Here is a 26464-nt window from a genome sequence, read left to right on the forward strand (position 1 = left end):
TCAGGTCAGGTTCATAGATAAATATGGTTAAACGTTAGATAGAATAAAACTTACTCAGACTTTACAAATAGGTAAGTTACATGCAGCATATTAACATTAACTTTAAAAATTAAGCAGTGAATTATGGACTTTATTGAAGTATACCCCAATGCGATTAGTGATGAATTATGTGATAAGTTGATCGATGCGGTAAAACATCATCCTAGTGTGATCCAAGGCGTTACTGGTAATGGCGTTGATCTCAGTAAAAAGTTTAGTCGTGATCTTATGTTAGATCAACACGCTGATTTAGCCGAGTTACGCAATGAATTACTGCAGTTAACACTGGCCAATAGTGTTGATTACTTCAAAAAGTACGCATTAGCATTGATGGGAGCTGTGTCAGTCTCCGTAAATGATGAAAATGGCCAGCCGGTGGCACTGCAACCGGAAAATTTTGAAAAATTAGGTGCTGATAAAGTTAACGCAATTGTGCGGTATTTATTCCGTAGTGGCACGATTAATATCCAGCACTACCAGCAAGGGAAAGGTGGTTATCCCCATTGGCATTCAGAACAATTCCCCCAGGAAGGTCACAACGAAGCCTTACATCGAGTTGTGCTTTATATGTTCTATTTAAATGATGTAGAAGAGGGCGGGGAAACTGAGTTTTATTACCAACAACAAAAAATAAAACCCAAAAAAGGAACCATGGTTATAGCACCTGCAAGCTTTACCCATAGTCATCGCGGTAATATTCCCTTGAGTAGTGATAAATTTATCGCAACGTCATGGATTATGTTTAATCGTGCAGAAAACTTGTATGGCGCAGTTGCGCCAAGTTCCGCTAAAACATAACGGTCATCAACAGGTACTTAGTTTATTGGTTAGTAACCGGTAATTCGATAATAAATGAAGCGCCCTCTAAATAACTGGTTTGTATTTCAAAGGTACCAGCGTAACTGCTAACAAGCTCAAAACAAACGGCTAAGCCGATGCCTTGGCCGTTATGTTGTGTATCGGCGCGAACTCCCCGTTGAAAGATTTTTTGTTTGTAGCCCTCTTCAACACCTGGGCCATCGTCATCGACTTGTAACCTCAGCAAGCCGTCGTGCTGCTGGGCTGTAATTTCGATAGTACTAATGCAGAATTTAGCGGCGTTCTCAATCAAATTGCCGCACAGCTCCATTAAATCCCCTTTACTGACTGGAAAGGCTAAGTCATTAGGGCAGTGGACAATGAAGTTAATGTTTTTCCTTTGATATAATTTTGACAACATTAATACAAGCTGATCAAGTATCGGCTTGATATCAGAGTGTTCTTTTAACAAACCTTGTCTGCCCATCATGGCGCGTTTTAACTGGTACTTAACCAAATGATCCATGTCTTCTATTTGGGTTAAGATTTGCCGCTCTTTTTCCTGCGAATTTAAAGAGGTATCGTCAATTAGCGCGATACTGGCTGCTAGCCGAGTTTTCAAACTGTGGGCTAAGTCATTCATGGCATTTTGATAGCGAGTTTGGCGTTGCTGATTTTGATCCAGCAGTTGGTTTAATGATTGGGTAATTTCTTGTAACTCGACAGGATAGTCATTCGACAGATTTTGCTGTTTGCCCTGCTTAAGTTTGAGTAACTCTTGTTTTAGTTGCTTTAGTGGCAACATACCCCAATAAGCGGCGCTAATCAGTAAGAAAAATGCTGCACCGAGAACAATAGCAAGCCTGAAATACGTGAGACGATTAAACTTTTGCAGTTCTTTTTTCATGGCTTCAGCATCTTGAAGTATTAACAGATGGAACTGCTTGCCCTCGATTAAGGTGCTGAGTTTAAAGACTAGGTATGTGTGCAAGCCTTCAAATTCAAGAAAGTAGGCTTGCGAGTCGTCTTTGATGAGGTTGTATTTTTCACAAATGTTAGTCAAGGATAAATCTTTAGCCAGTTCAGAACGCCATAAGCCGGTATATTGCTCGTTACAGGTGGCCATTATGTAGCTGGTTTCAATGTTGTCGTTATCTTGTGCCTCGGTAATAGGGACTAAATTATTTTCGCGAAATTCTGCGGCAATGACTGGCAGTTCTGCAATATAGTCAGCGGTGATCTGAGTATAACGATTTTGGGCATTCAATAACGTCACTAGCCAGGCAAACCCAAACCCTACTAAGGCAATAATGCTTAAGGAGGTAATAAGCATCCTGGTGAGTAAACGTTTCTGCGGTTTTAACATTAGTTGCATGGTAAATTGAATTTATATCCTTGGCCACGTATTGTCATGATGGCATCTTCGATACCGCCGTGGGCTAACTTTTTTCTTAAACGGCTTACCATCACTTCAATCGTGTTAGGGTCGCCTTCTTTATCGGCATAAACCACATCTAATAAGCGCTGTTTGCCAACTACTTCATGGTTGTGGCGCATCAGGTATTCTAATATGTGGTATTCAAACGCAGTAATGTCTAAATGACAATCATTAAGAGACACTTGTTTACTGGCTAAATCCACCGACAGTGTGCCACAGCTAATTACCGACTTTACAAATCCTGCACTGCGACGTACCAATGCATCAAGCCGGGCAATTAACTCTTCTTTTTGAAAGGGTTTTACTAAATAATCATCAGCACCAGCATTGAGGCCTTCGACTTTATCTTGCCAATTTACTCTGGCTGTAAGGATCAGAATAGGAGCGGTAACATTGGCGTCTCTCATCGACTTTATCAAGCTAATGCCGTTCTGATCGGGTAATCCTAAATCAACAATAGCGATGTCAATCGGGTAATTAGTCGCTTGATAAAAGCCATCTTGAGCCGTCGCGGCTATTTGAATCTGATTACCCAGTTCGCTCAATTGCACATTTAAGTGATGAGATAAAATAGGGTCGTCTTCAATCACTAAAATTCGCATAGTTAGCTCCTGATGCTAAATGCTAATGTGTAAGTACTTCACTTTCTGACTATTTATTGCTTAGTGCAGACTTTAAAAATCGTTAATTAAGCTCACAGCAATAGTCGCCGAAACACCGATAAAAATAATACCAACTAGCAAATCAATAATGTGACTCACACTTAATAATTTAGCTTGAATGAGTGGCTTAGATAACACCAGCGCTAATAAGCTAAACCAGATAAGTGACAAGGAGAATAATAGTGTGGTTGCTGCAATTTTGGTTATTAAATTTACCTCTGGTGTGATTAAAACAGTGAATAAGGTAATAAAGAAAATCAATGCTTTGGGATTGAGTAAATTAGTTAGCAATCCTATTTTAAAGCCTTTAAATATTCCGAAAATGGCAGTGTTGTGTTTGTCTGCAGCAAATGCTTGCGTTGGTTGTTCGGTTGACGCTGCTATTGATTTAAAGCGGCTTAACGCTGACTTTAGCGCTTGAAATCCCATCCAGGCTAAATAACTTACCCCAATACACTGCACTAAGGTATAGGCCAGAGGTGACTGGCGGATCATCAAACTAATGCCCAATAATGATAATAATGTATGAATTAAAATGGCGATGGCGATGCCGAGCGCACAAGCGACTGTAGCTTGTCTACTTTGCTGACTGGCCATTTTAACGATAATGGCAAAGTCAGGACCTGGGCTGATTAAGGCGATAATATGAATAGCCGCCAAGCTAGCAAGTAAGGTAAAATCCATTTAAACTCCTGATAAATAAAATTTTGTTTATTATCCCGAACTGAGGTTATTTATAAAGGAAAAATAAAAAAGGCGCAATCAATGCGCCTTTAAATAATTGAAAAATAAATTGAGCTAATAATGCAATTATACTGAGGTTTTTGATGCTGCCTTGGTATTCAATACTTGTTCTTCAAAACTGGTAGCTGCTTTACCTGCTTGAGAGTCATTAAAGATATCTTCATTGAATGCATCCTCAGACTTTGCAATTATCACAGTGGCAACCGTATCACCGGTGACATTAACAGCAGTTCTTATCATATCAAGCAAGCGGTCTACACCAATAATTAATGCAATACCTTCTACTGGCAAGCCTACTTGATTTAGCACCATTGCAAGCATGATAAGTCCAACACCGGGTACACCAGCTGTACCAATTGACGCTAATGTTGCGGTTACAACGACCATAGCATAATCAGTTAGGCTTAATTCAATGCCAAAGACCTGGGCGATAAATACTGTCGCGACACCTTGCATTATCGCAGTACCATCCATATTAATGGTGGCACCTAACGGCAATGTAAATGAAGCAATTTTATTATCAACCCCCATGCGATGTTCAGAGGCTTCAATGGTTACTGGTAAAGTAGCGTTTGAACTTGCGGTGCTAAAAGCAAACAACTGCACATCTCTCATTTTACGTAAAAACATCAGTGGACTTAAGCCAGAGAATACTTTTAGTAGAATGGGATATACAACTAATCCTTGAATGAGTAGAACCACAACAACAAGTAGGAAATATTTGACCACACTGCCAAATGTCTCCATTCCGAGTGTTAAGCTTAATTTTGCCATTAAAGCGAAAACACCATAGGGTGCTAACTGCATCACCAAGGTAACAACGCGCATGATCACTTCGTTGATGTCGTTAAAGAAGCGAGCAACACGTTCACCACGTTCACCAATATGCGATATCGCAAAACCAAAGATGACCGCAAACAAGATGATTTGCAGCATATTACCTTGAGTCATCGCCTGAATAGGGTTATCTGGCACAATATTGATAATGACTTCTGACAAGCTTGGGGCTTCTTTTACGGTATATTCCATAGTAGAACTGACTAAGCTGGCATTACCGGGATGAACTAAAATGGCAGCCACGATAGAAATAGTCAGCGCAATAGCGGTAGTGAATAGGTAGAACGAAATGGTTTTTCCGCCTAATCGGCCAAGTTTGGAGGGATCACTTAATGAGCAAGTACCGCACACCAATGACACAAACACCAATGGAACAACAAGCATTTTTAAGCTGGAGATAAAAATAGCACCTAAAACGTGCAATAAACCTTCAGTAATGTAGTCTTTAATAAATAAGCTGTCGGGGAAGAGATTTCTTAAAAGTAGGCCTAATATAATACCTGTACCCATGCCGATTAAAATTTTACTTGTTAGTCCGAGCTGTTTTTTATTGCTCACAATCTTTCCTTCCAATTATTTTTTTAAGTATTGTTTGGCTGATGGACTAAAGCGTAGCAGGAAAGCTTTAGTTATGAAATGGTATGAAAGTTAAAGTTTATACCAAAATGTACCGATTAAAACGACCATGTTGTGGCATAGTTATCAGATATTTGTGTATTATTACCCAATAGGTAACTATTATAAATCATAAGTATTATTTTAATGTAACAGGGAGCCTGACAATGCGGTCAGCAATTAAAGTCTATATAACGTTAATTTGTTCGTTTTTACTCTTCGCCTGTGGTGGCGGTGGCGGCATTACTGATGACGGTAGTGGTGGTGGCGACGGTGGCACATCCCCTGTCACTATTTCAGTAGCATTATCTATTGATAATACTCAAGTGTCTGTCGCTGAACCAGCAAACATTACCGCTACGGTTACTGACTCTAAAGGTCAGCCCATTAGTACTTTAGTCAGTTTTGAATTAAACGATGACAGCTACGGTACTTTTTCTCCGGCAACGGGACAAGTGTCTACCAATGCCGATGGTGTTGCAAAAATCAAACTTGATACCGCTTCTGTAAATACAGGTGCAACTGTTACCGCAACTATTACTTCTGGTGAAACTGCTTCTGTAAATATCACTATGGTCGGTGACGGCGGTGAAGCTGGTGGTGGTTCGCAAGTTTCACTTGTATTGACCAACTCAGCAGGTGCAACAGTTCAAACCATTAGTACACTTTCTCCAGGAAAATTAACGGCTACGGTTACTGGTATTTCTAAGCCGACTATTGTGACTTTTGATACAGATATTGGAGATCTTCCGATAAAAACAGCGGTCACAAATGCTGAAGGTAAAGCGACTGTTGATATATATGCTGGCAGCTCATTAGGTGCTGGTGAAGTGCGTGCTACCTTGCCCACTAACGAAGTAGGCAAAACTATTGTGGTTGTTGGTGCAACTAATGTTGTTATGGGCAGCGGCTCTGGTACAACATTTGTTGCTGGCCAAGCGGAAGTGAGTACTACTAATTTGTCTGCTGGCGGTACAGCAACCATTACGGTAAGAATTCAAGACGACTTAGGTCAACCTTTTAATCAACCTGTTGATGTGAATTTTTCATCGACTTGTGCGACCAAAAATCCTGCTCAAGCAGAATTAAGCTCACCTGTTTCTTCAAGTAATGGTGTTGCTACTTCAACTTATTTGGCACAAGGTTGTGTTGGTGAAGATCAAATAAACGTCACAGCTAATGCGGGTGGCATAAGCTTATCTGCGGTAGGTACTATTAATGTATTACAAGCAGATGTCGGCAGTATTTCATTTGTATCAGCAGTGCCTGAAAATATTAGCATTTTAGGTACCGGTGGTATTGAGTCTTCAACCGTTAAATTTAGAGTGTTAGATAAAAATAGTAATCCTGTTAGCAACCAATCAGTATCATTTTCATTGAATACTGCGGTTGGTGGTGTTGCTATTACACCTGTTATAGCAACAACAAACAATTTAGGCATTGTTCAAACGGTTGTGAATACTGGTACTGTGGCGACATCATTACGTGTGACTGCCAAAGTTGAAAATGGTGCTGTGCCAGCTATATCAAGTCAATCAAAGCAGTTAATTGTGTCTACAGGTATTCCAGATCAAGACAGTTTTTCACTTTCTGCTGAGTTTGTTAATGCTGAAGGTTGGGATATTGACGGCACGGAAGTAACTGTAACTGCACGCATGGCCGATGCATTTAATAACCCGGTTCCTGATGGAACAACAGTGTCATTCACCACTGAAGGCGGCTCTATTGAAGATGCATGCCAAACGGTAAAAGGGGCATGTTCTGTAAAATGGACCAGTCAATTACCGCGACCAGAAGGTGAAGTGTTAATTAATGGTACTGGCGCTATGTTCCGTAACCCTAATTCAGCTTTAGCTTATGATGCTGCATTAAATGTATACGGTAATATTTACGGCCAAAAATACGGTGGGCGTGCAACCATTACCGCCACGGCTATTGGTGAAGAGTCTTTCCCTGATTTAAATGGTAATGGTCGATTCGATGCCAGCGAACTTACTGAGTTTAGAAATGGTGTTGATGTAACTGGGCAACCGTTTGATCTGAATGATGCGTTTAATGACTACAACGAAGATACCTTGTTTAACCCTCAACAAGCTGGCGGACAAAGTGGTGGAGCATTAGAAGAGTTAGTTGATTTTAATGCTAATGGTACGTTTGATGTTAAAGATGGATTGTATAACGGCGTATTATGTTCATCTTCTGCGCATGCAGGCTGTGTTGATGGTGTGAACAACTCAAAATCACTTTATGTGCGTCGTAGCCTAGTGATGGTAATGTCAGGCAGTACTGCATACGCTACTGAACGTAGTCAAATTTTAATCGATGATCGTGATGGTCAACACCTTGGTGGCAATATTACTATCGTTGGTAAGGGGTCAGCTTCGGTATTCTTTACTATCTCTGACTTACATAACCAACAAATGCCAGCAGGCTCTATTGTAAGATTTAAAACGTCTGCGGGTTCAGTGGTTAGTGCAAGTGAGTATGTGTGGCCAAGCAGCAATTATAATGGTGGTCGTGACTTTGGTGCAACGATTAAAGGTGAAGATGAGCCTAACTCTGGTGTATTCCTGGTTGAGGTTGAAACACCTAATGGCTTAGTGACTGAAGTCGTTTCAATCGGAGTGAGCATTCTGTAATATGGATTAACCATAAATATAAATAAAAAGGGCGCTTACAGCGCCTTTTTTATTTATTCGAGAAAAAGATATTTTGCATAAATCGATCAGCATTTGTGTACGTTCAAAATTACCTTGCAATAAAAAATGGCCATCGCTAATTACGATGGCCATTTTGATAAAGCGAGTAGAAAAATTACTTCTGGAACTGATACACACTACCCAGTTTCAATATTTGGGTTAATTCATCTAATGAAGTACGAGATTCAATGATCAATTGTGGGTCTGCTAAATCTGCAACGGTTAGGCTATCGCGGTAATGTTTATCAACCCAAGTGTTTAAACGTGTAAACAAGCTGTCATTCATGATTGTGTGTTGATTAACCGCTTCAATCTCTAGCTCATTCATCGCCACGCGAAGACGAAGACATGCCGGTCCTCCGCCGTTTTGCATACTTTGTTTTACATCAAAGTATTTGACCTGTGTAATTGGAGTACCCAAGGTAACAAGTTGATTTAAATACGCGAATACAGCAGGGTTTTCTTGGCAGTTAGTCGGCGCAATAATCGCCATTTCACCATTAGGTAAGGTGATAATTTGAGTGTTAAATAAGTAGCTTTTAACCGCATCATCAATAGAGACTTGATCGGTAGACACTTTGATAAAGTGTACTTCTGAATTCATTTTTTGACGAATTTCTGCAAATTTTGCCTCAGTATTTAAAAATGCCTGTTCATGGTAAAACAGCACATTCTGGTTGCCGACTGAAATCACATCGTTGTGAAATACACCTTGATCAATCACATCTGGATTTTGTTGGATGAAAACACAACTTTCATCTTCAAGTTGGTGCAAACGCGCAACAGCTTGTGATGCTTCTAATGTTTGACGTGCAGGATACTTATTTGGTTTCGGTGCATTGGGATTGGTTGCACTTTGGCCATAGACGAATAGCTCCACACCCGCTTTACCGTAATCACTGCATAAACGAGTGTGATTAGCCGCACCTTCATCACCAAAGTTAGCATGTTCTGGCAAGTGCAGATGATGTTTGAAGTGACGATCGTTATTAAATGTCGCCTTTAATATGCTTCCGGTGGTTAGTGGTTCAATACTTCGGTGTAATTTATCCACCAGGTTAGCCGGGGTAAAATGCACTTTACCATCACGGGTATCGGCGGAAGGTGAGACCGTTGCCGCATTGGCCGTCCACATACTTGAGGCGCTGCAACAAGCGTTCAGCAAAGCAGGAGCTTGCTCAGCAGCTTTTTGTATTACTTCTGAGTCAGTTCCGCTAAAACCAATTCTACGCAGTGTATAAAGGTCTGGGCGCTCTTGAGGAGCTAACACTCCTTGCACCATGCCTAAATCTGCAAGAGCTTTAGCTTTTAATAGCCCTTGTTTGGCTGCAGCTTTAGGATTAGAGGCTTGTGCGGCATTAGAATATGATGCCACATTACCAAATGATAAACCGGCGTAGTTATGAGTTGGTCCCACTAATCCATCAAAATTTGCTTCAAATTGCTTCATGGCTAATCCTTCATTGATTATTGTTATTAAGATTTCGACATGGAAATAACATTAAATTTGCATGTAAGAAATAACTAAATTACCGCAAGTATACGCAAGCTAAGCGGGTTAACAAGCTGTTTGGTTTTTGTTCAATTAGGCTTTTTTGACTAAAAATGCACTCAAGTTGCTCTCAAAAGTGTTTTATTGAGAAATTAGTTTTAAAAAACGCATATTATTTTTCATTTTTTTTATTTTTGGCTGGAAAATTGCTCATAAACGCACATAAAAAGCAGATTTACTTGAAAGTCTTGTCGCAACACTCTATATATGGAATCAATTTTGTTATTTTCTGAGACTATTTGGCGCAAATCAAACTATGGGTAAATCGTTAGTTATTGTCGAATCGCCGGCTAAAGCCAAGACAATTAATAAGTATCTTGGTAAAGATTTCATCGTGAAGTCGAGTGTAGGTCACATACGTGATTTACCTACTTCATCCACATCTGATGGTACTCCTCCAGCTAAAACTGCTGCAGAAGTTCGTAAGATGTCACCTGAAGCCAAAGCTATATATAAGCAGGCTAGAGATAAACAAGCGCTTGTTGGCCGGATGGGAATTAATCCCGAAAAAGGCTGGGCAGCTAAATATGCCGTATTACCCGGTAAAGAAAAGGTAGTAAAAGAATTAAAAGAACTTGCAGAGTCCGCTGACCAAATCTATCTCGCAACCGATTTGGACCGTGAAGGGGAAGCTATCGCCTGGCATTTACAGGAAATTATCGGTGGTGATGCTTCACGGTATCAACGAGTGGTATTTAATGAAATCACTCAATCAGCAATTCAAGATGCTTTTAGTAAGCCATCTACATTAGATACCAATATGGTCAATGCCCAACAAGCACGTCGTTTCCTCGACCGTGTTGTGGGCTTTATGGTATCGCCGCTGTTGTGGAAAAAAGTCGCACGTGGTTTATCTGCTGGTCGAGTGCAATCTGTTGCAGTCAGATTAGTGGTTGAGCGAGAAAGTGAGATTAAAGCATTTGTACCTGAAGAGTTTTGGGACATCCATGCTGACTTAAACACCAGTAATGCTGAACAATTGAAAATGCAGGTGTTGAAATTTCAATCCGCAGCATTTGAACCCATTAATGAAGCTCAAGCCAAAGTTGCTGTTGATGCGTTAAAAGGAGCTTCTTACAAAGTTTCTAACCGCGAAGATAAAGCGACATCAAGCAAACCTTCAGCACCTTATATCACGTCTACATTGCAACAAGCGGCAAGCACGCGTTTGGGTTATGGCGTGAAAAAAACCATGATGATGGCGCAGCGTTTGTATGAAGCGGGGCATATTACTTATATGCGTACCGATTCAACCAACCTAAGCCAAGAAGCGGTAGAAAATGTACGCGAGATGATTGGCAAAGAGTTTGGTACCAAGTATTTACCTGCAGATCCTATACGTTATGGTAGCAAAGAAGGTGCTCAAGAGGCGCATGAAGCTATTCGTCCTTCAAATGTGGATGTGCAATCTGCGTCGATGACGGATATGGAGCGTGATGCTCAACGTCTTTATGAATTAATTTGGCGTCAATTTGTGGCGTGTCAAATGACTCCTGCTCAATATGATGCAACACGTTTGACTGTGGTTGCCGGTGATTACGAATTAAAAGCCAGTGGTCGTACATTACGCTTTGACGGCTGGACTCGTGTGCAACCACCAATGAGTAAGAAAAACGAAGACACTAGCACATTGCCCATAGTGGAAGTGGGTGATGTACTGACGCTTGATCAACTTTTACCCAAACAACACTTTACTAAACCACCTGCTCGTTACGGTGAAGCATCATTAGTCAAAGAGTTAGAGAAGCGTGGTATTGGTCGACCTTCAACTTACGCGACTATTATTTCAACTATTCAAGACCGTGGTTATGTGCGAGTAGATAATCGCCGTTTCTTCGCAGAAAAAATGGGCGAAATTGTCAGTGAACGTTTAGTTGAAAGCTTTAAAGATTTAATGAGCTATGACTTTACCGCCAGTATGGAACAAACCCTTGATGATGTTGCTCAGGGCAAGCTAGATTGGAAAAAAGTGCTTGATGGTTTCTATGGTGATTTTACTAAGCAATTATTGATGGCAGAAATGGACCCGGATGAAGGCGGTATGCGCCTAAATGATCCGGTTTTGACTGATATTGAGTGTCCAACCTGCCAACGTAAAATGGGTATTCGCACTGGGTCTACAGGCGTATTCTTAGGTTGTAGTGGCTATGCTTTACCGCCCAAAGAGCGCTGTAAGACAACGGTCAACTTAACACCTGGCGATGAAGCCATTAGTGATAATGAAGATGCTGAAACCGATGCGCTTCGTGCCAAGCACCGTTGTGGTAAGTGTGGCACCGCAATGGACAGCTATTTAATTGACGAATCACGTAAACTGCATGTTTGTGGTAATAACCCAAGCTGTGATGGTTACGAGATTGAAAAAGGTCAGTTTAAAATAAAAGGCTATGAAGGTCCTTTGATTGAATGTGATCGTTGCAGTCATGATATGGAACTTAAAAATGGCCGTTTTGGTAAATATTTTGGTTGTACCAATACCGAATGTAAAAATACCCGTAAACTGTTAAGAAGTGGTGAAGCTGCGCCTCCAAAAGAAGATCCTATCTTCTTACCGGAACTTAAATGTACTAAGTCTGATGCGCACTTTGTGTTACGTGATGGCGCTGCTGGAATATTTTTAGCGGCAAGTACCTTCCCTAAATCCCGTGAAACCCGTGCGCCGCTTGTTGAAGAGCTGGTGCAATATCGTGAGTTATTATGGGACAAGTACGCCTTTTTAGCCGATGCCCCAGTTGAAGATGATGACGGCAACAAAGCCTCTGTCAGATTTAGTCGTAAAACGAAAGAGCAATATGTTGCTACCGACGTTGACGGTAAAGCAACTGGTTGGTCTGCTAAGTTTATTGGCGGCAAGTGGGTGAGTGAGTCGGCAAAGTCACCTAAGAAAAAAGCTAAAAAGTAGTTGTTTAATATTGTTTAGTTTACAAACGCCATCATTATGATGGCGTTTTTGTTTGTTAAGTATTTATGAATTGATGCGCTAGCTATGTAAAAATGGCTATATTCAACTAAGCTAAGCTGGTTGTTCGGCGTTTATCAGTAAGGTTTAAGTGATGTTACAAAGTATACTAGGTTCTTTGGTGTTGTCTGTCAGCCTACAAGTAATGGCGCAAAACACGGTTGTTAATGATGAAGTTAACATTGCTCAAAGTATCGGTGAACATGAGGTCATTGCGGTTGATTATCCACCTTTCACCACCATGGATGTCGACGACCATGGCATTAACTTTTCATTATTAAGCCAACTTATTTCCGACCATTATGATTTTAAGGTCAAACCATTATTTTTACCTCCGGCCAGAGCGCAGCTGCAAGTTCAATCTGGCCGTTGGTGTTTGAGCTTTTTTCCGCCTCCTGAGTCTCAACAAGCTTATTTTGTGCCGTTGAGCCAACAGAAAGTTGTGTTAGGTTTATTTCGTCGGAAGGAGAATGCGCCATTTTCTTGGGATGACTTGTCTGAACTGAAAGGAAAAAATTTAGCCATTATGCGCTATAAACGAGAAGGGGATTTTCATCGGCAATTTATTAATGCCGGCCTTAATATGGTGCCTATTGAATCGGTTGAACAAGGGTTTAAAATGCTTAAACATAAGCGAGTGGACTTAGTTTTTTCTAACCAATTCCCTGATTACTTATTTAAGCACCCTGAAATAAATAGCCAAGACTTTCAATTCTCCAACACGCCCATTTTAGAGGCTCAAGTTGGCGTGTATATTAATCAAGCATGTAAAGAGCAATATCAATTACTGCTTCCTCAACCAAACTAATTAACATCAATTGATTGTTCAGCGGTAAAGTCATGTTATCCCGCGACTTAACTTTTTAGTAAACAGTATTATTATTGTTTGCAGTGGAATATTTTGTTTATGGCTATTTAGTTGGTGCTTAACTCACCTTGGTTATCAGCACAAATGCCAAGAGCGATATTTGCCTACCTAGATAGATACAATGTTATCGACTTACGCCAGTCTTCCTTCCTCGTTATATTTAGATCCTGTTAATGTTTTAAAATCCACCACTCAATCTTTCTTCAAACTAAAAAATATCCATTTTCGGTGTGAATGTGGTAGTTTGTTCGTTTGATTTTTTTAAGCGAGTTTATTCATGATAGTGGGTTTCGATTATGGCAGTGCTAATTGTTCAATTGGTGCTTGGATCAATGAGAAAATAGAGTTAATACCCCTTAGTGAAAATTCTAATTATTTACCCTCTACGCTCTATGCCATGGATCGTGAGCTGATAGCTGAGGCTGTTTATAATGGTTTGCCTGAAGCCTTGAAAGCTGAATTTTCTCATTTACGCAGTTCACAATTAATGCGGGCGAAAATAATTCGACATGAACTCGATTTATTGATTGATGAAACTACAGTGTTTGTCGGTCAGGCCGCTATTGATGCTTATCTTGAAATGCCTGAGGAAGGTTTTTATGTCCGTTCACCCAAGTCTTTTCTGGGGGCTACAGGACTGAGAGCTGAACAAGTGGCTTTGTTTGAAGATATTGTTACCTTGATGATGCAACACGTTAAACAACGTATAGATCAACAGTTAACTGCTAAAGGCTTAAATACGGCTACCCATGCCATGATTGGCCGCCCAGTTAACTTTCAAGGTATTGGCGGCGAACAAAGTAATCAACAAGCTGAGGCCATTTTAACCTTAGCGGCTAAAAGAGCCGGTTTTACCTCGGTGGGTTTTCTATTTGAGCCGCTTGCCGCTGGAATGGATTTTGAATCAACCCTTAACAAACCTGCCAATGTATTAGTTGTCGACGTTGGTGGTGGTACTACAGATTGCTCGTTAGTAAAAATGGGCCCTGAATTAATGAGTAACATACAGCGAGATCAAGACTGTTTGGGGCACAGCGGACAGCGTATCGGCGGTAATGACCTTGATATTGCGCTTGCTATGCAAGGCTTTATGCCAAGTTTTGGCAGTGGCAGTGCTATGTTAGATGGTAAGCCTATACCTTCAAATTTATTTTGGAATGCCGTTGCCGTGAATGATATTAGCGCCCAGCGTGATTTCTATCATTTATCCAGCAAGAGATTAATCGAAACCTTGATCAATGGTGCCGAGCAACCTGAATTACTGCAGCGTTTATTGACCATTCAAAAAAATCAGATGAGTTTTCAGGTTGTGCGCCAAGCGGAGATCGCTAAAGTGGCGTTAACCGATTCACCCGTTCATAAAGCTGAATTGTCATTTGTGGAAAAACAGTTAACTATCGACGTCAGTGTCGAGCTATTTGAGCAAGCCATTGCGCCGTCACTGGATAAAGTCAGTCAATTAATGCGCCAGGCTATGAATAGTCTTGATGATCAGGGTAAGGCGTTAGAAAGCCCTGATATTGTTTATATTACTGGCGGTACGGCAAGAAGCCCTGCAATATACAAACAAATTGCTAAAGTGTATCCTCAAGCACAAGTGGTGGTGGGGGATCACTTTGGCTCTGTTACCGCAGGGTTAACTCGCATGGCGCAACAATATTTTAAGGAAGCTTAATGAATATTAACGTGAAATTAGCCGCTTTAGTCGCACTCAGTGGATTAATGATGAGCTGCAGTGACGATGTCGGTAAGGTCAGTTTAGGATTATTTACCACTAAAGATGTGATTATTGATGCAAAACATGACCCTAAAATACCAGGAGTGACTTGTCATATTAGTCGCATTAAAGCAGATTTAGATTTTGCCGACCCTTCAGATATGAGCATTAGTTGTCGTCAAACTGGACCTATTTCAGCAAATGATTTAGCAGACATCGATACCAGTAAAGGCGGTGAAGTGGTCTTTAAAGAGTCGTTAAGTATTTTATTTAAAAGCTTAAAAGTGAGACGTATTTTGGATAAAGAAAATCAAACTTTATTGTATTTATCTTATTCCACTAAAGAAACTAACGGCAGCCATAAGCATGCTTTATCAACTGTGCCGCTTTATGGAACGCAGGCATGGAATGCATTGAAAGTTGATAGTCAAAATTAGTGTCCACACTTAGGTAGAATGACAAAATAGGCGGCACCAATATCAATATTTGTGCGGCCTATTTTATAAGCATTTATTATCTCGAGCAGTGGTTACTTAGCGATAGCTTGATTGTAACGCTCAAAAGCGCGTTCAAGATCGGCAATTAAATCCTCTGTGTCCTCCAAGCCGATATGTAAACGAATAAGTGGCTTACTGCTATCCCATTGGGTTGCTGATCTTATTTTATCAATACCGAAAACACCCAAAATTAAGCTTTCAAAGCCGCCCCACGAAAAACCCATTTTAAAATGCTGCATGTTCTCGACAAAGGCTGTAATGCTTCTAAGATCGCCATCTTTTAAAACAAATGAAAATAAGCCATTCGCGCTGGTAAAGTCACGCTTAAAGAATTCATGACCAGGGCATGTTTCAAAAGCAGGATGTCTGACATGGTCAACCTCGGGACGCTTTGCTAACCAATTGGCGACTTCAAGTCCATTTTTATGGTGCTGGGCCATACGGACTCCTAGGGTACGTAACCCTCTGGCCGCTAAAAATACATCATCTGGCGAAGTTGTTTGTCCCATTAAATAGCTGTTTTCACGTAATTGTGGCCAGTGAACCTCGTTTGCCGTTGCGGTACCCATCATCACATCTGAATGACCGACAATGTATTTAGTCGCCGCTTGAATAGAGATATCCACACCCATTTCGAATGGTCTAGAATTAATCGGTGAAGCCCAAGTATTATCCAGCATCACAACGATATTATGTTCATGGGCGATGCGACTCAGCGTCGGCACATCTTGTACTTCCATGGTGATCGACCCTGGCGACTCAAGGAAGAGTACCTTAGTATTTGGGCGAATGAGATCACGTATGCCTGCACCAATCATAGGATCATAATAGCTCGTTTCTATGCCAAATCCGGCGAGCATTTTGTCGCATAAATCACGTGTGGGTTCATAGGCGGTGTCGACCATTAATAAGTGATCGCCACTTTTTAAAAATGATAATAGTGCCGCACTAATCGCTCCTGCACCGGATGGATATAACGCCGTGCCAAAGCCGCCTTCAAGTTCTGCAATCGCTTCTTGAAAGGCAAAATGGGTTGGTGTACCACGACGACCATAGAATAACTCGCCGTTGGTCTTATTTTTAATGGCAAAACGCATGTCGTCCATGGTGTCAAACACCACTGTAGATGCTCTAAATACCGGCGGATTAATAATGCCTTTAGTGTATTTTTTATCTCGACCTAAACTGACTAGTTGGGTTGCTTGTTTACCGTGTTTATTCATTATTAATTCATCCACTAAAAACCTATTTAGCCATCCTAACATCTATACGGCTAAATGAAAGAGGCGAGAGATAGATAATGTCGGCTATATAGGCAAAATAGCTTATGTCGTTTCCACTATGGGTAATGTTAAACAAAACTCAACGCCACTTTGATGTATCTCATCCGCTTGAAGTGTCGTTTTGTTAATGTCATCTTCTATTACACAGCTGACATTGCTCGCTTTAATGGTGCCATGGTGAAAATCAGTTACTAATCTTGCAATATACAAGCCTAAACCAAGATGGGGTTTGTTGGTGGGGATTTGTGGCCTTATTGACACCATAGATTCAAAAATCTGCTCGCTCATGTCTTTAGGTAATTTTGGTCCGATATTAGTTATTTTTAGAATCGCCTGTTTATGATATTGATTTAAGCTGACACTAATAGCACTATCTGGCTGGCTAAATTCAATGGCATTACTAATGAGTTTATCCATTAATTGGGCAATATATTCTGGAACGCCATTACACATCATAACTTTATCTTCAATAAATACGTTAAAACGCTGCTCTGGGTAGGTCATTTGATAACCTTGCATACAGCCACCGATAACCTTTTTTAAGGGAAATGTGCTGCGTTCAGCATGTGATAAGCTGGCTTCGAGATTAGTTGCCTCAGTTAAGTTATTTAAAATCAGATGTAATCGATTGACACCATCCTGCGCCCTATTGACATATTTTTGACTTGCTTGATCTAGGTTTTGATTGCTGAGGTGCTCTAAAGAGCTTCGAACAACTGCAACAGGGGTACGAAGTTCATGTGATAGCCGCGATGACATGTTTTCTAAATAGTGAGTATATTGACCGAGTCTGCCGACAATATTGGCAAAGCTTCGTGATAAATCACCTATTTCATCTCGATTTCTTGACGGAGTGATTTGATTTCTGACACGTCCCTGGCTGTCTATAGCTAATTCCGCCTGATCTCGTAAGCGGCGAATACGACTAGAGATGCTCGATGCAAAAATGAATAATGCTAATGTGCCCATGCTCATAATCGTAAGAATAACGTTAAATAGCTTTTCCAGTGCCCGATTACGCAAGCTACGGATACCGTGCGTAGTTTCTTCGGCTATAACAGCCCCCATCACCTTGTCATCAATCCAAATAGGGCTCGCAGCCGCTAATACGACCGCTTTACTGTCTGGGGTTAATCGCCAGGTTGAAGCCTGTTTACCTACTAGGGCATTTTCAATATGGCTACCACTTAATTCAGTTGAGTCCTGTAATGAATCGATAAAGTCCTGTGGCGGTCTAGTGAGAATTTTATAATATAAGGGTAATAAGTATTGTTTATGGAAGTGTGCCCAAGAGCTTTGAGTTTGGGCGCCATCTAAATCAGCATCCCAGGTATTACTTGATGTGCGAATATCACCTGAACGCGCTAACACTCTGCCATGATTATCGACCACCCAAATGCGTGAGCTGTTGTGGCCCATACCTTTAACAATACTTTCTATTTCAGGCGAAGGCACCAGAACTGTGCCTAATTCTGCTACCGAGTTGGTGGCTGAAGTGCCGACAATATTAATTAAATTGCGCGTCTCATTGTCATCCACATTATGAATAGCGAATCCGAGTTTACTGCCAATCATGTCTAACGGAATACGGAACTCAATATTGTATCCATTAGGGGTTTTCTGCCATTGGCCTTGAATACGATTCTCAGGGATGACGGGCATTGATTGTGTTGGATCTTGAGGTAACTGATAAGCGCTTAACCAGCCATCCTTGGTATTGGCAATGACATAGCGCCTAAATAAATTATCGGGCGCAAGCGTAGCAATCACTAAGTGATCGTTCCTGTCGACCCTTAAGCTATTTTTACTGCGATAAATAACTTGGGAGTCATTAACCTCAAAAAAGCCATAAAGATAACCAGCATATTTACCCACCATATGGGTAAAGTTAAGGTATATGTCTTGTTGTGCATTTTGTTGATAAACAATGTGTTCTTTTCCATAATACAACTTACGGTGACTGTACAATTGCCAGTCTTCTAACTTTCCGTCAAGTTGAATAGGGCCCGATAATGGATAAGCATACAAGTCGCGGCCCTTTTGGACTTGGGTTAAAAAGCTGGCTTGATTATCAAACAGTTTAGGGCGTTCATGCAGTGCGGTTGCCAACGCTTGAGTGGTACCTTCTAAGGTTTTTTCTTGCCCATGGCGCAAGTACTTTTCCATTTCCCATACATATTCATACCCAAGCCAAGGAAGGCAGAGTAAAAATAGTGAAAGTATAATCACTTTAGCCCTTAGGCCTAATGGCAAATACATATTGAACATCTTCCTTACAAGCTGTCCCAGCGATAACCCATACCATATACAGTATCGATACAGTCAAATTCACTGTCTATGGCTAAAAACTTCTTTCTGATCCGCTTTACATGGGACGTAATGGTGCTGTCATCGACATAAATTTTCGCTTCTTGCATTAAATCCTGACGGCTGCGGACATGTCCTGGGTGTTTAGCCATGGCGTGTACCATCCAAAACTCGGTAACGGTTAATTCAATCGGCTGTAACTTCCAAGTGACCTGAATGCGATTGCCGTCAATTTGCAAGTGATTGCGTGTCATTAGATTATCTTCAATCGGGCTTGAACCGATTAATTCTGAACGGCGAAATAATGCCGCAATACGCGCCAATAAATGCGGGAAACTGACATCCTTGGTTAGATAGTCATCAGCGCCTAACCTTAGACCACAAACAGTATCAAAATCGCCACTTCGTGCGGTAAGAAAGATAATCGGCAAGCTACTCGACATGGCTCGTAAGGATTGGCACAGAGTAAAACCGCCATCAATTTCACCTTCAAGGCCAATATCAATGATGGCTAAATCGGGCAGGCGAGCATTGAAGGCTAACATAGCCGTTGGGCGGTTAGGGTAGGCTTGTACACTGTAGCCTTGTTGCTGGAGCACTTCTTTGTAGTTGTCGCGGATAGCGGCTTCATCTTCAACAATCGCGATGCGTTTCATTAATCAGCTAATTCCATAATCTGTTTATTGTTGTGACTATACAGCAATTTATAACGGGTTAAAGGCTTCCAAATCAATTGCCATTTTGTTGCCACAATTGAACATAAGATTGCCATTTTTAAACCCATAAATAGCCATTTCTGTGTTGTTTAATAGTTTCATCGAGTCGAGGACTCATGTCGAACAACTCATTTATCAATATTAAAAACAGGAATGTCATTATGAAAAAGCAACTAGTCGCTATCGCCGTTATCTCATCAGTACTGTTTAGTAACATAAGCTATGGCGCTCAAAGCAACACAATACCAGAACGTGAAAATACTGAAGAACTTGTTGGCTTAAGTTCAGGCATTATATTGGGTGCCGTGGTTGGTGGACCCATTGGTGCTTTTATTGGCGCATTAACAGGCTCATTAATTGGTAAGTCTGTCGGTGATGATTCTGAGATTGAAGCACAACAATCTTTATTATCGCAGCAGCAATATGAAATTAATGAGACTAGCCAAAAAATTGCACAAATGAACCAACAACAACAGTCCTTAGAAGAGGTGAAATCAGAGCTCGCTCGACTTCAAGCGCATCAAAAGCAAACCTTAGCTGAATTAGGTGTGGGAATGAATGTGCAATTTAAAACCGGTTCAAGCCTCATTGAACCTTTGTTTAAGCAACAGTTAGATAATGTGGCTTACATGATGGCATCAATGCCTGAGCTGAATGTTGATTTAATGGGCTTTGCCGATCGTCGGGGGAATGATGATTTTAATCAGGCGTTATCAGAGCAGCGCTTAATTGAAGTGACCAACTACATTGTGGCGCAAGGAATTGATAAGTCACGTTTACAAGGTCAGGCCTATGGTGCCAGCGCGCCAATGCATCCAGATCAGAATTTTGAAAATGATTTTTTCGATCGCCGAGTAACATTAACGCTTATTCCAGAAAGTGCGCAATTAGCCGCCAATTAATTTAACCGTTTGTTCCACTTTATGGATTTAGTTAGCGGCATGAATACCATGCCGCGAAGGAGATGTTATGTTTGTAAAATTGCCCTTTTGGTTGTATTTAGTCAGTGTATGTTATTTCAGCTTTCCCTATTTGAGCCTAGCATCACAAGATGCATACTCGAATCGAACTATCACAAATGAGGCTGATGAAATCACTCAAGGTCTGATTAGCTACCAGATTAATAGTCAGCATAAACAGATGTTTGCCCTAGGTACTCAAGTTGAAATGACAGTATCAGGATTAGTGAATAGGGTGACGGTGAAGCAGATATTTAATAATGTTGAAGACAGCTGGATTCATGCTAAGTATGTATTTCCTTTACCTGAAAATTCCGCGGTTGATGGGATGAGTTTACTGATTGGCGACCGGATAATTGAAGGTGTTATCAAACCAAAGCAACAGGCTAAACAACAATTTGAGCAGGCTAAAAAACAAGGCAAGCAGGCGAGTTTAGTCAGTCAGCAACGCACCAATGTGTTTACCACTCAATTGGCTAATATTGGTCCGTTACAGCAAGTAACCGTTGAAATTACTTATCTGCAAACAATCAGTTATCAGGATGGTTTGTTTAGTCTGCGCTTTCCGTTAGTGGTTGCGCCGCGTTATCGACCGAATTTTCAACGCAGTACATTTTCTGAAACTAAAGAGCTAATATCGCCCATGCTTGAACCTCTAAATGTGCAGCGTAATACTGAGGGACAAAACGCATCAGCAAGCCATAAGGTATCGATAGATATCGATATAGATGGTGGTTTTGATATTACCGAATTAAATAGTCCTTATCACGATATACAACAAAATCAAAATGGACGAAAAACCAATGTAAGCTTGCAGGGCAAAGTGCCGTTAGACCGTGACTTTGTCCTACAATGGCAAACAAGTGTTGGTGATGAAGTGGCTGCCACGGTTTTTTTTCAAACGGGTAAAACCTATCAAGATAAAGCTAATGCTGACGTCAATCTTGACCAGCCAAAAGATATTTATGCGATGGCTATGTTATTTCCGCCCACATTGACTTTAAAAGCTCAGCAGCAAATTAGCCGAGAATTAATCCTTGTTATCGATACCTCTGGTTCAATGGCGGGGGAGTCAATCATTCAAGCTAAGCAGGCGTTGAATATTGCCTTAACAGGACTTAAACCAACCGACAGTTTCAATATTATCGAATTTAATTCTGATGTCAGTGCATTATTCAGTGATGCAAAACCAGCGAATAGTTTGTATTTAGAACAAGCAAAGCGATTTATTGGTTCCTTAAATGCTGATGGAGGGACCGAAATGGCACCAGCATTAGATAGGGCATTGACCTCCAGCATTAACGCTAAAGCAGGAAGCCTGAGACAGGTCATATTTATGACGGATGGTGCGGTATCAAATGAGGCACAGTTATTTGAACAAATTAGCTATCAGTTACAAGATTCAAGACTGTTTACGGTCGGGATTGGCTCGGCGCCTAATTCTCACTTTATGACAAGGGCTGCCAGAGTCGGACGAGGGACTTTTACTTATATAGGTAAGTTAGAGGAGGTAGAGCAGAAAATATCCCAGCTTTTGACCAAAATAAATCAGCCGGTATTAACCGATGTTGAATTATATAACCTTGATGGTAGCGTACCGGATTATTGGCCCGCACAGATTGATGATGTTTATCAGAGCGATCCCGTTACAGTCAGTTTTAAAATGCCTGCTGAACAATTACAGCCAGTGATTATTTCAGGCCATATTAATGGCCAATATTGGCAACAACAACTGGATTTCAATCAGGGCCGTGCAGCCGTGGGAATTGATTTACTGTGGGCTAATACACAAATAACCGCATTAGAGCTAAGCCAAAGTCATGCGAATCGTCAAAAAGTGGCCAAGCAAGTTGAAGGGTTGGCTATGCAATATCATTTAGTCAGTAGCCAAACCAGTTTATTGGCGGTTGATGTTACTCCGGTTAATCCATATCACTCTGACAAGTCTGAGCATCAATTATCGACGTTATTACCTGCTGGGTGGCAAGCAAGTGCGAGTCAGCAAGGTGTGTTACCACAAACTGCGACAGCGAGTCGTTTATGGTTGCTTATCGGAATGAGCTTACTAGCATTAACCTTACTTTATGGTCTATGGCTAAAAGGCTTACTGCCTGCGCAAAGGCTCATTCTAAATAGTGCGGAATAACATTATGTTAGTTAGATTAACAAGATCAATTAACTTGCGATGGATAATTTTTTTTACTCTGCTAATCATAGCGTCAGCAATGATTATAAAGGGAGGCTACATGCAAGCTAAAGCTCATTTTGCTCAGTATTTGATTGAGCGTGCATTCGTACAAACCTTGATTGATAACAAGCCGCATAAACCTTGGTCTTGGGCTGACACTCATCCGGTAGCAAAAATACGTTTCATTGACCGGCAGCACAAACTAGATAAACAAGATATCTATGTTTTGGCGGGAATATCAGGCAGAACATTGGCATTTGGCCCTGGTTTATATTTAGGTGGGGCTAATGTAGGTGAGCAGGGAAATACCATTATTGCAGGGCATCGAGACAGCCATTTTCTGAAGCTAAAGCATTTAGTATTGGGAGATACTATCGAGTTACAAGATGCCCAGGGTCAGTACACTCGTTATCAGGTGACCGATTTACGAGTGGTACACGAAACCCAAGTTGATGAAATGGCCATGACAGATGACCGCCGGTTAACCTTAATAACCTGCTACCCATTTGATAAATTGGGCGGTGATGCAGACCTTCGTTACATTGTAGAGGCAAAGGCTGTATCAATAAGTCCGTCAAGCTTGATTTAATTTAGCTAACTATTAGTTAGATATTGGCATAACACGGTTGCGACCTAGTCGCTTGGCTTCATAAAGCAATTTGTCAGTCGCTTCGATTAGTTGACCGACATCTTGCTTGGGTTTCCATTCTGATACACCAAAAGATGCGGTGATAGAATCAATTACTTTCTCACTGCGTCTATCTTTTACACTGAGTTTTTCTATCGCACGGCGAATAGCCTCAGCAAGATGACGAGCAACTCTTAGCTGGCTTTTAGGCACGATAATAGCAAACTCTTCACCGCCAAATCGATACAGCTTAATACCGTCACGACAAGCTTCTTGTAAACGCTTTGCCACTGTTTTCAAAACAAGATCACCTAGTTGGTGGCCAAAAGAGTCGTTAAATTTTTTGAAGTGATCAATATCAATTAAAATAAGACAACAGCCTTCTGGTGCCAACTCAATTTGGGCATTGATATCTTCATTAAAAGCACGACGATTGAGTACATTAGTTAACGCATCATACAGCACATCTTTCTCTGACTCAGCCAAACGTGTTTTAAGTGTATCAATTTCCGATTGGGCTTTTTGTAATTGCTGGGTAAAACTGACCGTACTGGAGCGAATGTTTTCAGATTCTTTGACTATATTACGCACAACACCGATAACTTGCTCTAATGAAAAACCTTGGTTTTCAAGATCGGCTAAACGCGTAAAGTCTTTATTAATCTGTGCTTGAAATGATTCAGTATCTGAATTGGTGTCTTTTAAAGATTGCGATAAGTCACATACCATGGCATCGAGGTTTTTACGCATATCACGTACATCAAGCTCTACGGGGTCTGCTACGTGCTTACGAAATAGTAATTCACTGGTAACAGGGGAGCAGGTTTGATTTTGCTTAATTGCATTATCAAGTTCGGCATTCAACTGTGGATTTTTCTCTCCAACATAGGCATACCATAACGCATAATTAATTGGCGTGGTGGGAATTTGATACTTAAGCATTAAAGGCACGGCTTTTTTTAAGTTAGCTGCTGCAAGCTGTAAAAGCGTGGTCGACATCTTAACCCTCTAATTATCTATAATAATGATAATAAAAATATAGCAGTAATATTGCGGTGTGTAACGCAAAAAAAAAGCATCTAATGATGCTTTTGATTTTTTAATTCTTGATTTAGAAGGTGTACTGTACTGAAATCATTGGTCCAGTAAAGCTGTAGTTAATTTTGTAGTCGGCAATATAAAAGTCTTGGTCCAAGGCGGTTAATGTTTGCTTATAATCTACATCAATTTCATAATAATTAAAGCCTGCAATTAATGACCAATCTTCATTTAATTCAGCTTCTACTACCGCTCGAACATCTACCAATGAACCTGCTATATCGTTATATTTTAGCGAGAAGTACTGTGCATAAGCTTTAAATACCCAACCAGGCGAGAATTCATAGTCACCATAAACACCAAAGTTTGGTAATGGTGCTGTTAAGCTTTTATCTACAACTCTAGGGGTGGTTATTGTTTCACCGCAATATTGCTCAAGCTGAGTGTTGGGAACACATATTCCTATTTCACCTTCAAAAGCCGTTTTAATAAACATGGTGTGTAAACCGACAGAAGCACCTATTGTATAGTTCTCACCCTGCCAAATATCATAACCATAACCTAGACGTAAAATATCAATGTCTAAAGTTGATTTTAAGCTGATACCAGCTTCAACATCATAGGTAATATCTGAATCGGGCAATGTGAACTGAAAGTCTTTTGCAATTTCAGGAGATTGGGCTGTGCGATGTAAAGATTTATAGTCTAAATAAATATTATGTCTTTGATTGAATGTGTAGGCTAATTCAATAAAAGGTAAAAACTGTTTTTCTTTAAGGTTTAAGTCATTTTCAAAATCTAATGGAAATGTGCCCCCTGTACGAGGGTTAGTTACTACCATGTACGAGTCAGAATTTGCATATAATCCACCAATATTTATAGTGAATGAATCTGGCAAAACATTAACTTGTTCTGGAGTGATGACGTTATTATCATCGGCAAATACTGGGGTTGCTATAAACAGCACCGCACACGACATCAAAGTTTTGAACATAAATAAAAACTCCGCATTTATTCTTTTTATAGTTATTGCTCATTGGTGGCAATATGCATTGATTACTCGTTAGATGTTTCTTCTAAATACGCGTCGACAGAAGAAAATGTAGTAACTAAAGATTCACGAGTAGCATGACTAAGTGTGTGTGGCAGAAATGCTGTCACTAGAACACACTCATGATATTAGCATCATGTAAGCAAATGTAAAAACTTTGTTTCATTAAAGTTGCGTTAAATCAAAGTTTTCTTGTGTAGAGGATTAGAAATGTAAACTATGGCCTGCTTTATGCTGTTTTTATCGACTGCAAGTCGAGAGTTAAATATCAAAATCAGGATGATTTGTAGGTATTTAAAAAAACTGATTATTTAAAAATTGACTGGCTTGACAAAAAATAAAGGAGCTTAAAGCTCCTTTATTTTTAATAGGTTTAAATATTCAGCCTTTAGGCGCTATTTAGTCTTCGGCAGTTGATGTTTCTTCTTCATCATCGCTTACCTCATCGAAGTCGATTTCAATTTCAACTTTTGCAGATTGGCCTGGGTTATGAATGGTGCCAACAACGGCATAAAATGGCTTACCTTTGGCTAATCTAGTGTATTTAGACCAGAGTAATTCGATTGGTGTCGTCGGTGGCATTAACCCTTGGGTCGCTTTAACAAATTGGTCTTCATCTGGTGAACAAGGCAGTTGTGTACCTTCAGATAAATTTTTCAGTGCTTGACCATGTTGCTCAAGTAATTCAGCTTCCTTGTTGGTAAAGTCTCCACAACGTTTAAACCCTTTTGGGAAATTAACATCATCGTAGAAACGTTTGTTGCTTACAAAGCTAGCTGTGCCATTGGCTATAGTGTCAATACTGGCAGCTACATGTGTATATGATTGCTGTGACATGGCATTTACCTATAAGATTAAGTGAATAAAGA

The 26464-nt window shown here is 40.5% G+C and carries 20 protein-coding genes; 9 read left to right on the forward strand and 11 right to left on the reverse strand.

The window, feature by feature from the left end; all coding sequences use genetic code 11:
• Positions 1-123 precede the first annotated feature (123 nt).
• Positions 124-837, forward strand: coding sequence for a 2OG-Fe(II) oxygenase (locus ACRWP9_RS09995; protein ID WP_434925895.1), 714 nt, complete (start codon positions 124-126; stop codon positions 835-837).
• A gap of 22 nt (positions 838-859) precedes the next feature.
• Here ACRWP9_RS09995 and ACRWP9_RS10000 read toward each other — a convergent pair whose 3' ends face one another.
• The 4 genes from ACRWP9_RS10000 to ACRWP9_RS10015 all read right to left on the reverse strand — a co-directional run bounded on the left by ACRWP9_RS10000 (position 860) and on the right by ACRWP9_RS10015 (position 5076).
• Positions 860-2212 carry an ATP-binding protein gene (locus ACRWP9_RS10000; RefSeq protein WP_226410213.1) on the reverse strand — a complete coding sequence of 451 codons (1353 nt, stop codon included), beginning with the start codon at positions 2210-2212 and terminating at the stop codon, positions 860-862.
• Positions 2203-2877, reverse strand: coding sequence for a response regulator (locus tag ACRWP9_RS10005; protein ID WP_226410212.1), 675 nt, complete (start codon positions 2875-2877; stop codon positions 2203-2205). Before ACRWP9_RS10005 ends, ACRWP9_RS10000 begins: the two co-directional genes overlap by 10 nt.
• Positions 2878-2949: 72 nt before the next feature.
• Positions 2950-3621: a LysE family transporter gene (locus ACRWP9_RS10010; RefSeq protein WP_434925896.1), complete on the reverse strand. Its 672-nt coding sequence runs from the start codon at positions 3619-3621 to the stop codon at positions 2950-2952.
• 126 nt (positions 3622-3747) lie between these two features.
• Positions 3748-5076, reverse strand: a complete 1329-nt coding sequence (locus tag ACRWP9_RS10015; RefSeq protein ID WP_226410210.1) for a dicarboxylate/amino acid:cation symporter — start codon at positions 5074-5076, stop codon at positions 3748-3750.
• Between the two features lie 224 nt (positions 5077-5300).
• On the opposite strand from ACRWP9_RS10015, the gene ACRWP9_RS10020 reads away from it, so the two are divergent.
• A complete protein-coding gene (locus ACRWP9_RS10020; RefSeq protein ID WP_434925897.1) occupies positions 5301-7772 on the forward strand; it encodes a hypothetical protein in 2472 nt (823 codons plus the stop codon).
• A 175-nt stretch (positions 7773-7947) separates the two neighbouring features.
• Here ACRWP9_RS10020 and astB read toward each other — a convergent pair whose 3' ends face one another.
• Complete coding sequence (gene astB, locus ACRWP9_RS10025) at positions 7948-9282, reverse strand: N-succinylarginine dihydrolase (RefSeq protein ID WP_434925898.1); 1335 nt, start codon at positions 9280-9282, stop codon at positions 7948-7950.
• A 358-nt stretch (positions 9283-9640) separates the two neighbouring features.
• On the opposite strand from astB, the gene topA reads away from it, so the two are divergent.
• The 4 genes from topA to ACRWP9_RS10045 all read left to right on the forward strand — a co-directional run bounded on the left by topA (position 9641) and on the right by ACRWP9_RS10045 (position 15365).
• The gene (topA, locus tag ACRWP9_RS10030; RefSeq protein WP_434925899.1) at positions 9641-12286 is read left to right on the forward strand and encodes a type I DNA topoisomerase; all 2646 of its coding nucleotides are present in this window, start codon (positions 9641-9643) and stop codon (positions 12284-12286) included.
• A 151-nt stretch (positions 12287-12437) separates the two neighbouring features.
• The gene (locus ACRWP9_RS10035) at positions 12438-13151 is read left to right on the forward strand and encodes a substrate-binding periplasmic protein (protein ID WP_434925900.1); all 714 of its coding nucleotides are present in this window, start codon (positions 12438-12440) and stop codon (positions 13149-13151) included.
• A 337-nt stretch (positions 13152-13488) separates the two neighbouring features.
• Positions 13489-14886 carry a molecular chaperone gene (yegD, locus tag ACRWP9_RS10040; RefSeq protein ID WP_434925901.1) on the forward strand — a complete coding sequence of 466 codons (1398 nt, stop codon included), beginning with the start codon at positions 13489-13491 and terminating at the stop codon, positions 14884-14886.
• Positions 14886-15365 carry a CreA family protein gene (locus tag ACRWP9_RS10045; RefSeq protein ID WP_434925902.1) on the forward strand — a complete coding sequence of 160 codons (480 nt, stop codon included), beginning with the start codon at positions 14886-14888 and terminating at the stop codon, positions 15363-15365. The genes yegD and ACRWP9_RS10045 overlap by 1 nt, the downstream gene beginning before the upstream one ends.
• A 92-nt stretch (positions 15366-15457) precedes the next feature.
• Here ACRWP9_RS10045 and ACRWP9_RS10050 read toward each other — a convergent pair whose 3' ends face one another.
• The 3 genes from ACRWP9_RS10050 to pdsR all read right to left on the reverse strand — a co-directional run bounded on the left by ACRWP9_RS10050 (position 15458) and on the right by pdsR (position 19671).
• A complete protein-coding gene (locus ACRWP9_RS10050; RefSeq protein WP_434929015.1) occupies positions 15458-16648 on the reverse strand; it encodes a cystathionine beta-lyase in 1191 nt (396 codons plus the stop codon).
• Positions 16649-16750: 102 nt separating this feature from the next.
• Entirely contained in the window at positions 16751-18976 is a 2226-nt protein-coding gene (gene pdsS / locus ACRWP9_RS10055; protein ID WP_434925903.1) for a proteobacterial dedicated sortase system histidine kinase, read from the reverse strand.
• A gap of 5 nt (positions 18977-18981) precedes the next feature.
• Positions 18982-19671: a proteobacterial dedicated sortase system response regulator gene (gene pdsR / locus ACRWP9_RS10060; RefSeq protein WP_226410203.1), complete on the reverse strand. Its 690-nt coding sequence runs from the start codon at positions 19669-19671 to the stop codon at positions 18982-18984.
• A 221-nt stretch (positions 19672-19892) separates the two neighbouring features.
• On the opposite strand from pdsR, the gene pdsO reads away from it, so the two are divergent.
• The 3 genes from pdsO to ACRWP9_RS10075 all read left to right on the forward strand — a co-directional run bounded on the left by pdsO (position 19893) and on the right by ACRWP9_RS10075 (position 23467).
• Positions 19893-20633 (forward strand): sortase-associated OmpA-like protein PdsO, encoded by a 741-nt coding sequence (pdsO, locus tag ACRWP9_RS10065; RefSeq protein WP_434925904.1) that lies wholly within the window; start codon positions 19893-19895, stop codon positions 20631-20633.
• A gap of 67 nt (positions 20634-20700) precedes the next feature.
• Positions 20701-22836: a marine proteobacterial sortase target protein gene (locus ACRWP9_RS10070; RefSeq protein ID WP_434925905.1), complete on the forward strand. Its 2136-nt coding sequence runs from the start codon at positions 20701-20703 to the stop codon at positions 22834-22836.
• A 4-nt stretch (positions 22837-22840) separates the two neighbouring features.
• Positions 22841-23467, forward strand: a complete 627-nt coding sequence (locus ACRWP9_RS10075; RefSeq protein WP_434925906.1) for a class GN sortase — start codon at positions 22841-22843, stop codon at positions 23465-23467.
• A gap of 12 nt (positions 23468-23479) precedes the next feature.
• Here the strand turns inward: ACRWP9_RS10075 and ACRWP9_RS10080 are convergent, their stop codons facing one another.
• The 3 genes from ACRWP9_RS10080 to ACRWP9_RS10090 all read right to left on the reverse strand — a co-directional run bounded on the left by ACRWP9_RS10080 (position 23480) and on the right by ACRWP9_RS10090 (position 26432).
• A complete protein-coding gene (locus ACRWP9_RS10080; RefSeq protein ID WP_434925907.1) occupies positions 23480-24505 on the reverse strand; it encodes a GGDEF domain-containing protein in 1026 nt (341 codons plus the stop codon).
• Between the two features lie 112 nt (positions 24506-24617).
• Positions 24618-25538, reverse strand: coding sequence for a hypothetical protein (locus ACRWP9_RS10085; RefSeq protein ID WP_434925908.1), 921 nt, complete (start codon positions 25536-25538; stop codon positions 24618-24620).
• Positions 25539-25994: 456 nt separating this feature from the next.
• On the reverse strand, positions 25995-26432 hold the full coding sequence (locus ACRWP9_RS10090) for a DUF413 domain-containing protein (protein ID WP_434925909.1): 438 nt from the start codon (positions 26430-26432) through the stop codon (positions 25995-25997).
• Positions 26433-26464 lie beyond the last annotated feature (32 nt).

This window comes from Shewanella sp. HL-SH2, from assembly GCF_051164935.1.
GTDB lineage: Bacteria > Pseudomonadota > Gammaproteobacteria > Enterobacterales > Shewanellaceae > Shewanella > Shewanella glacialimarina.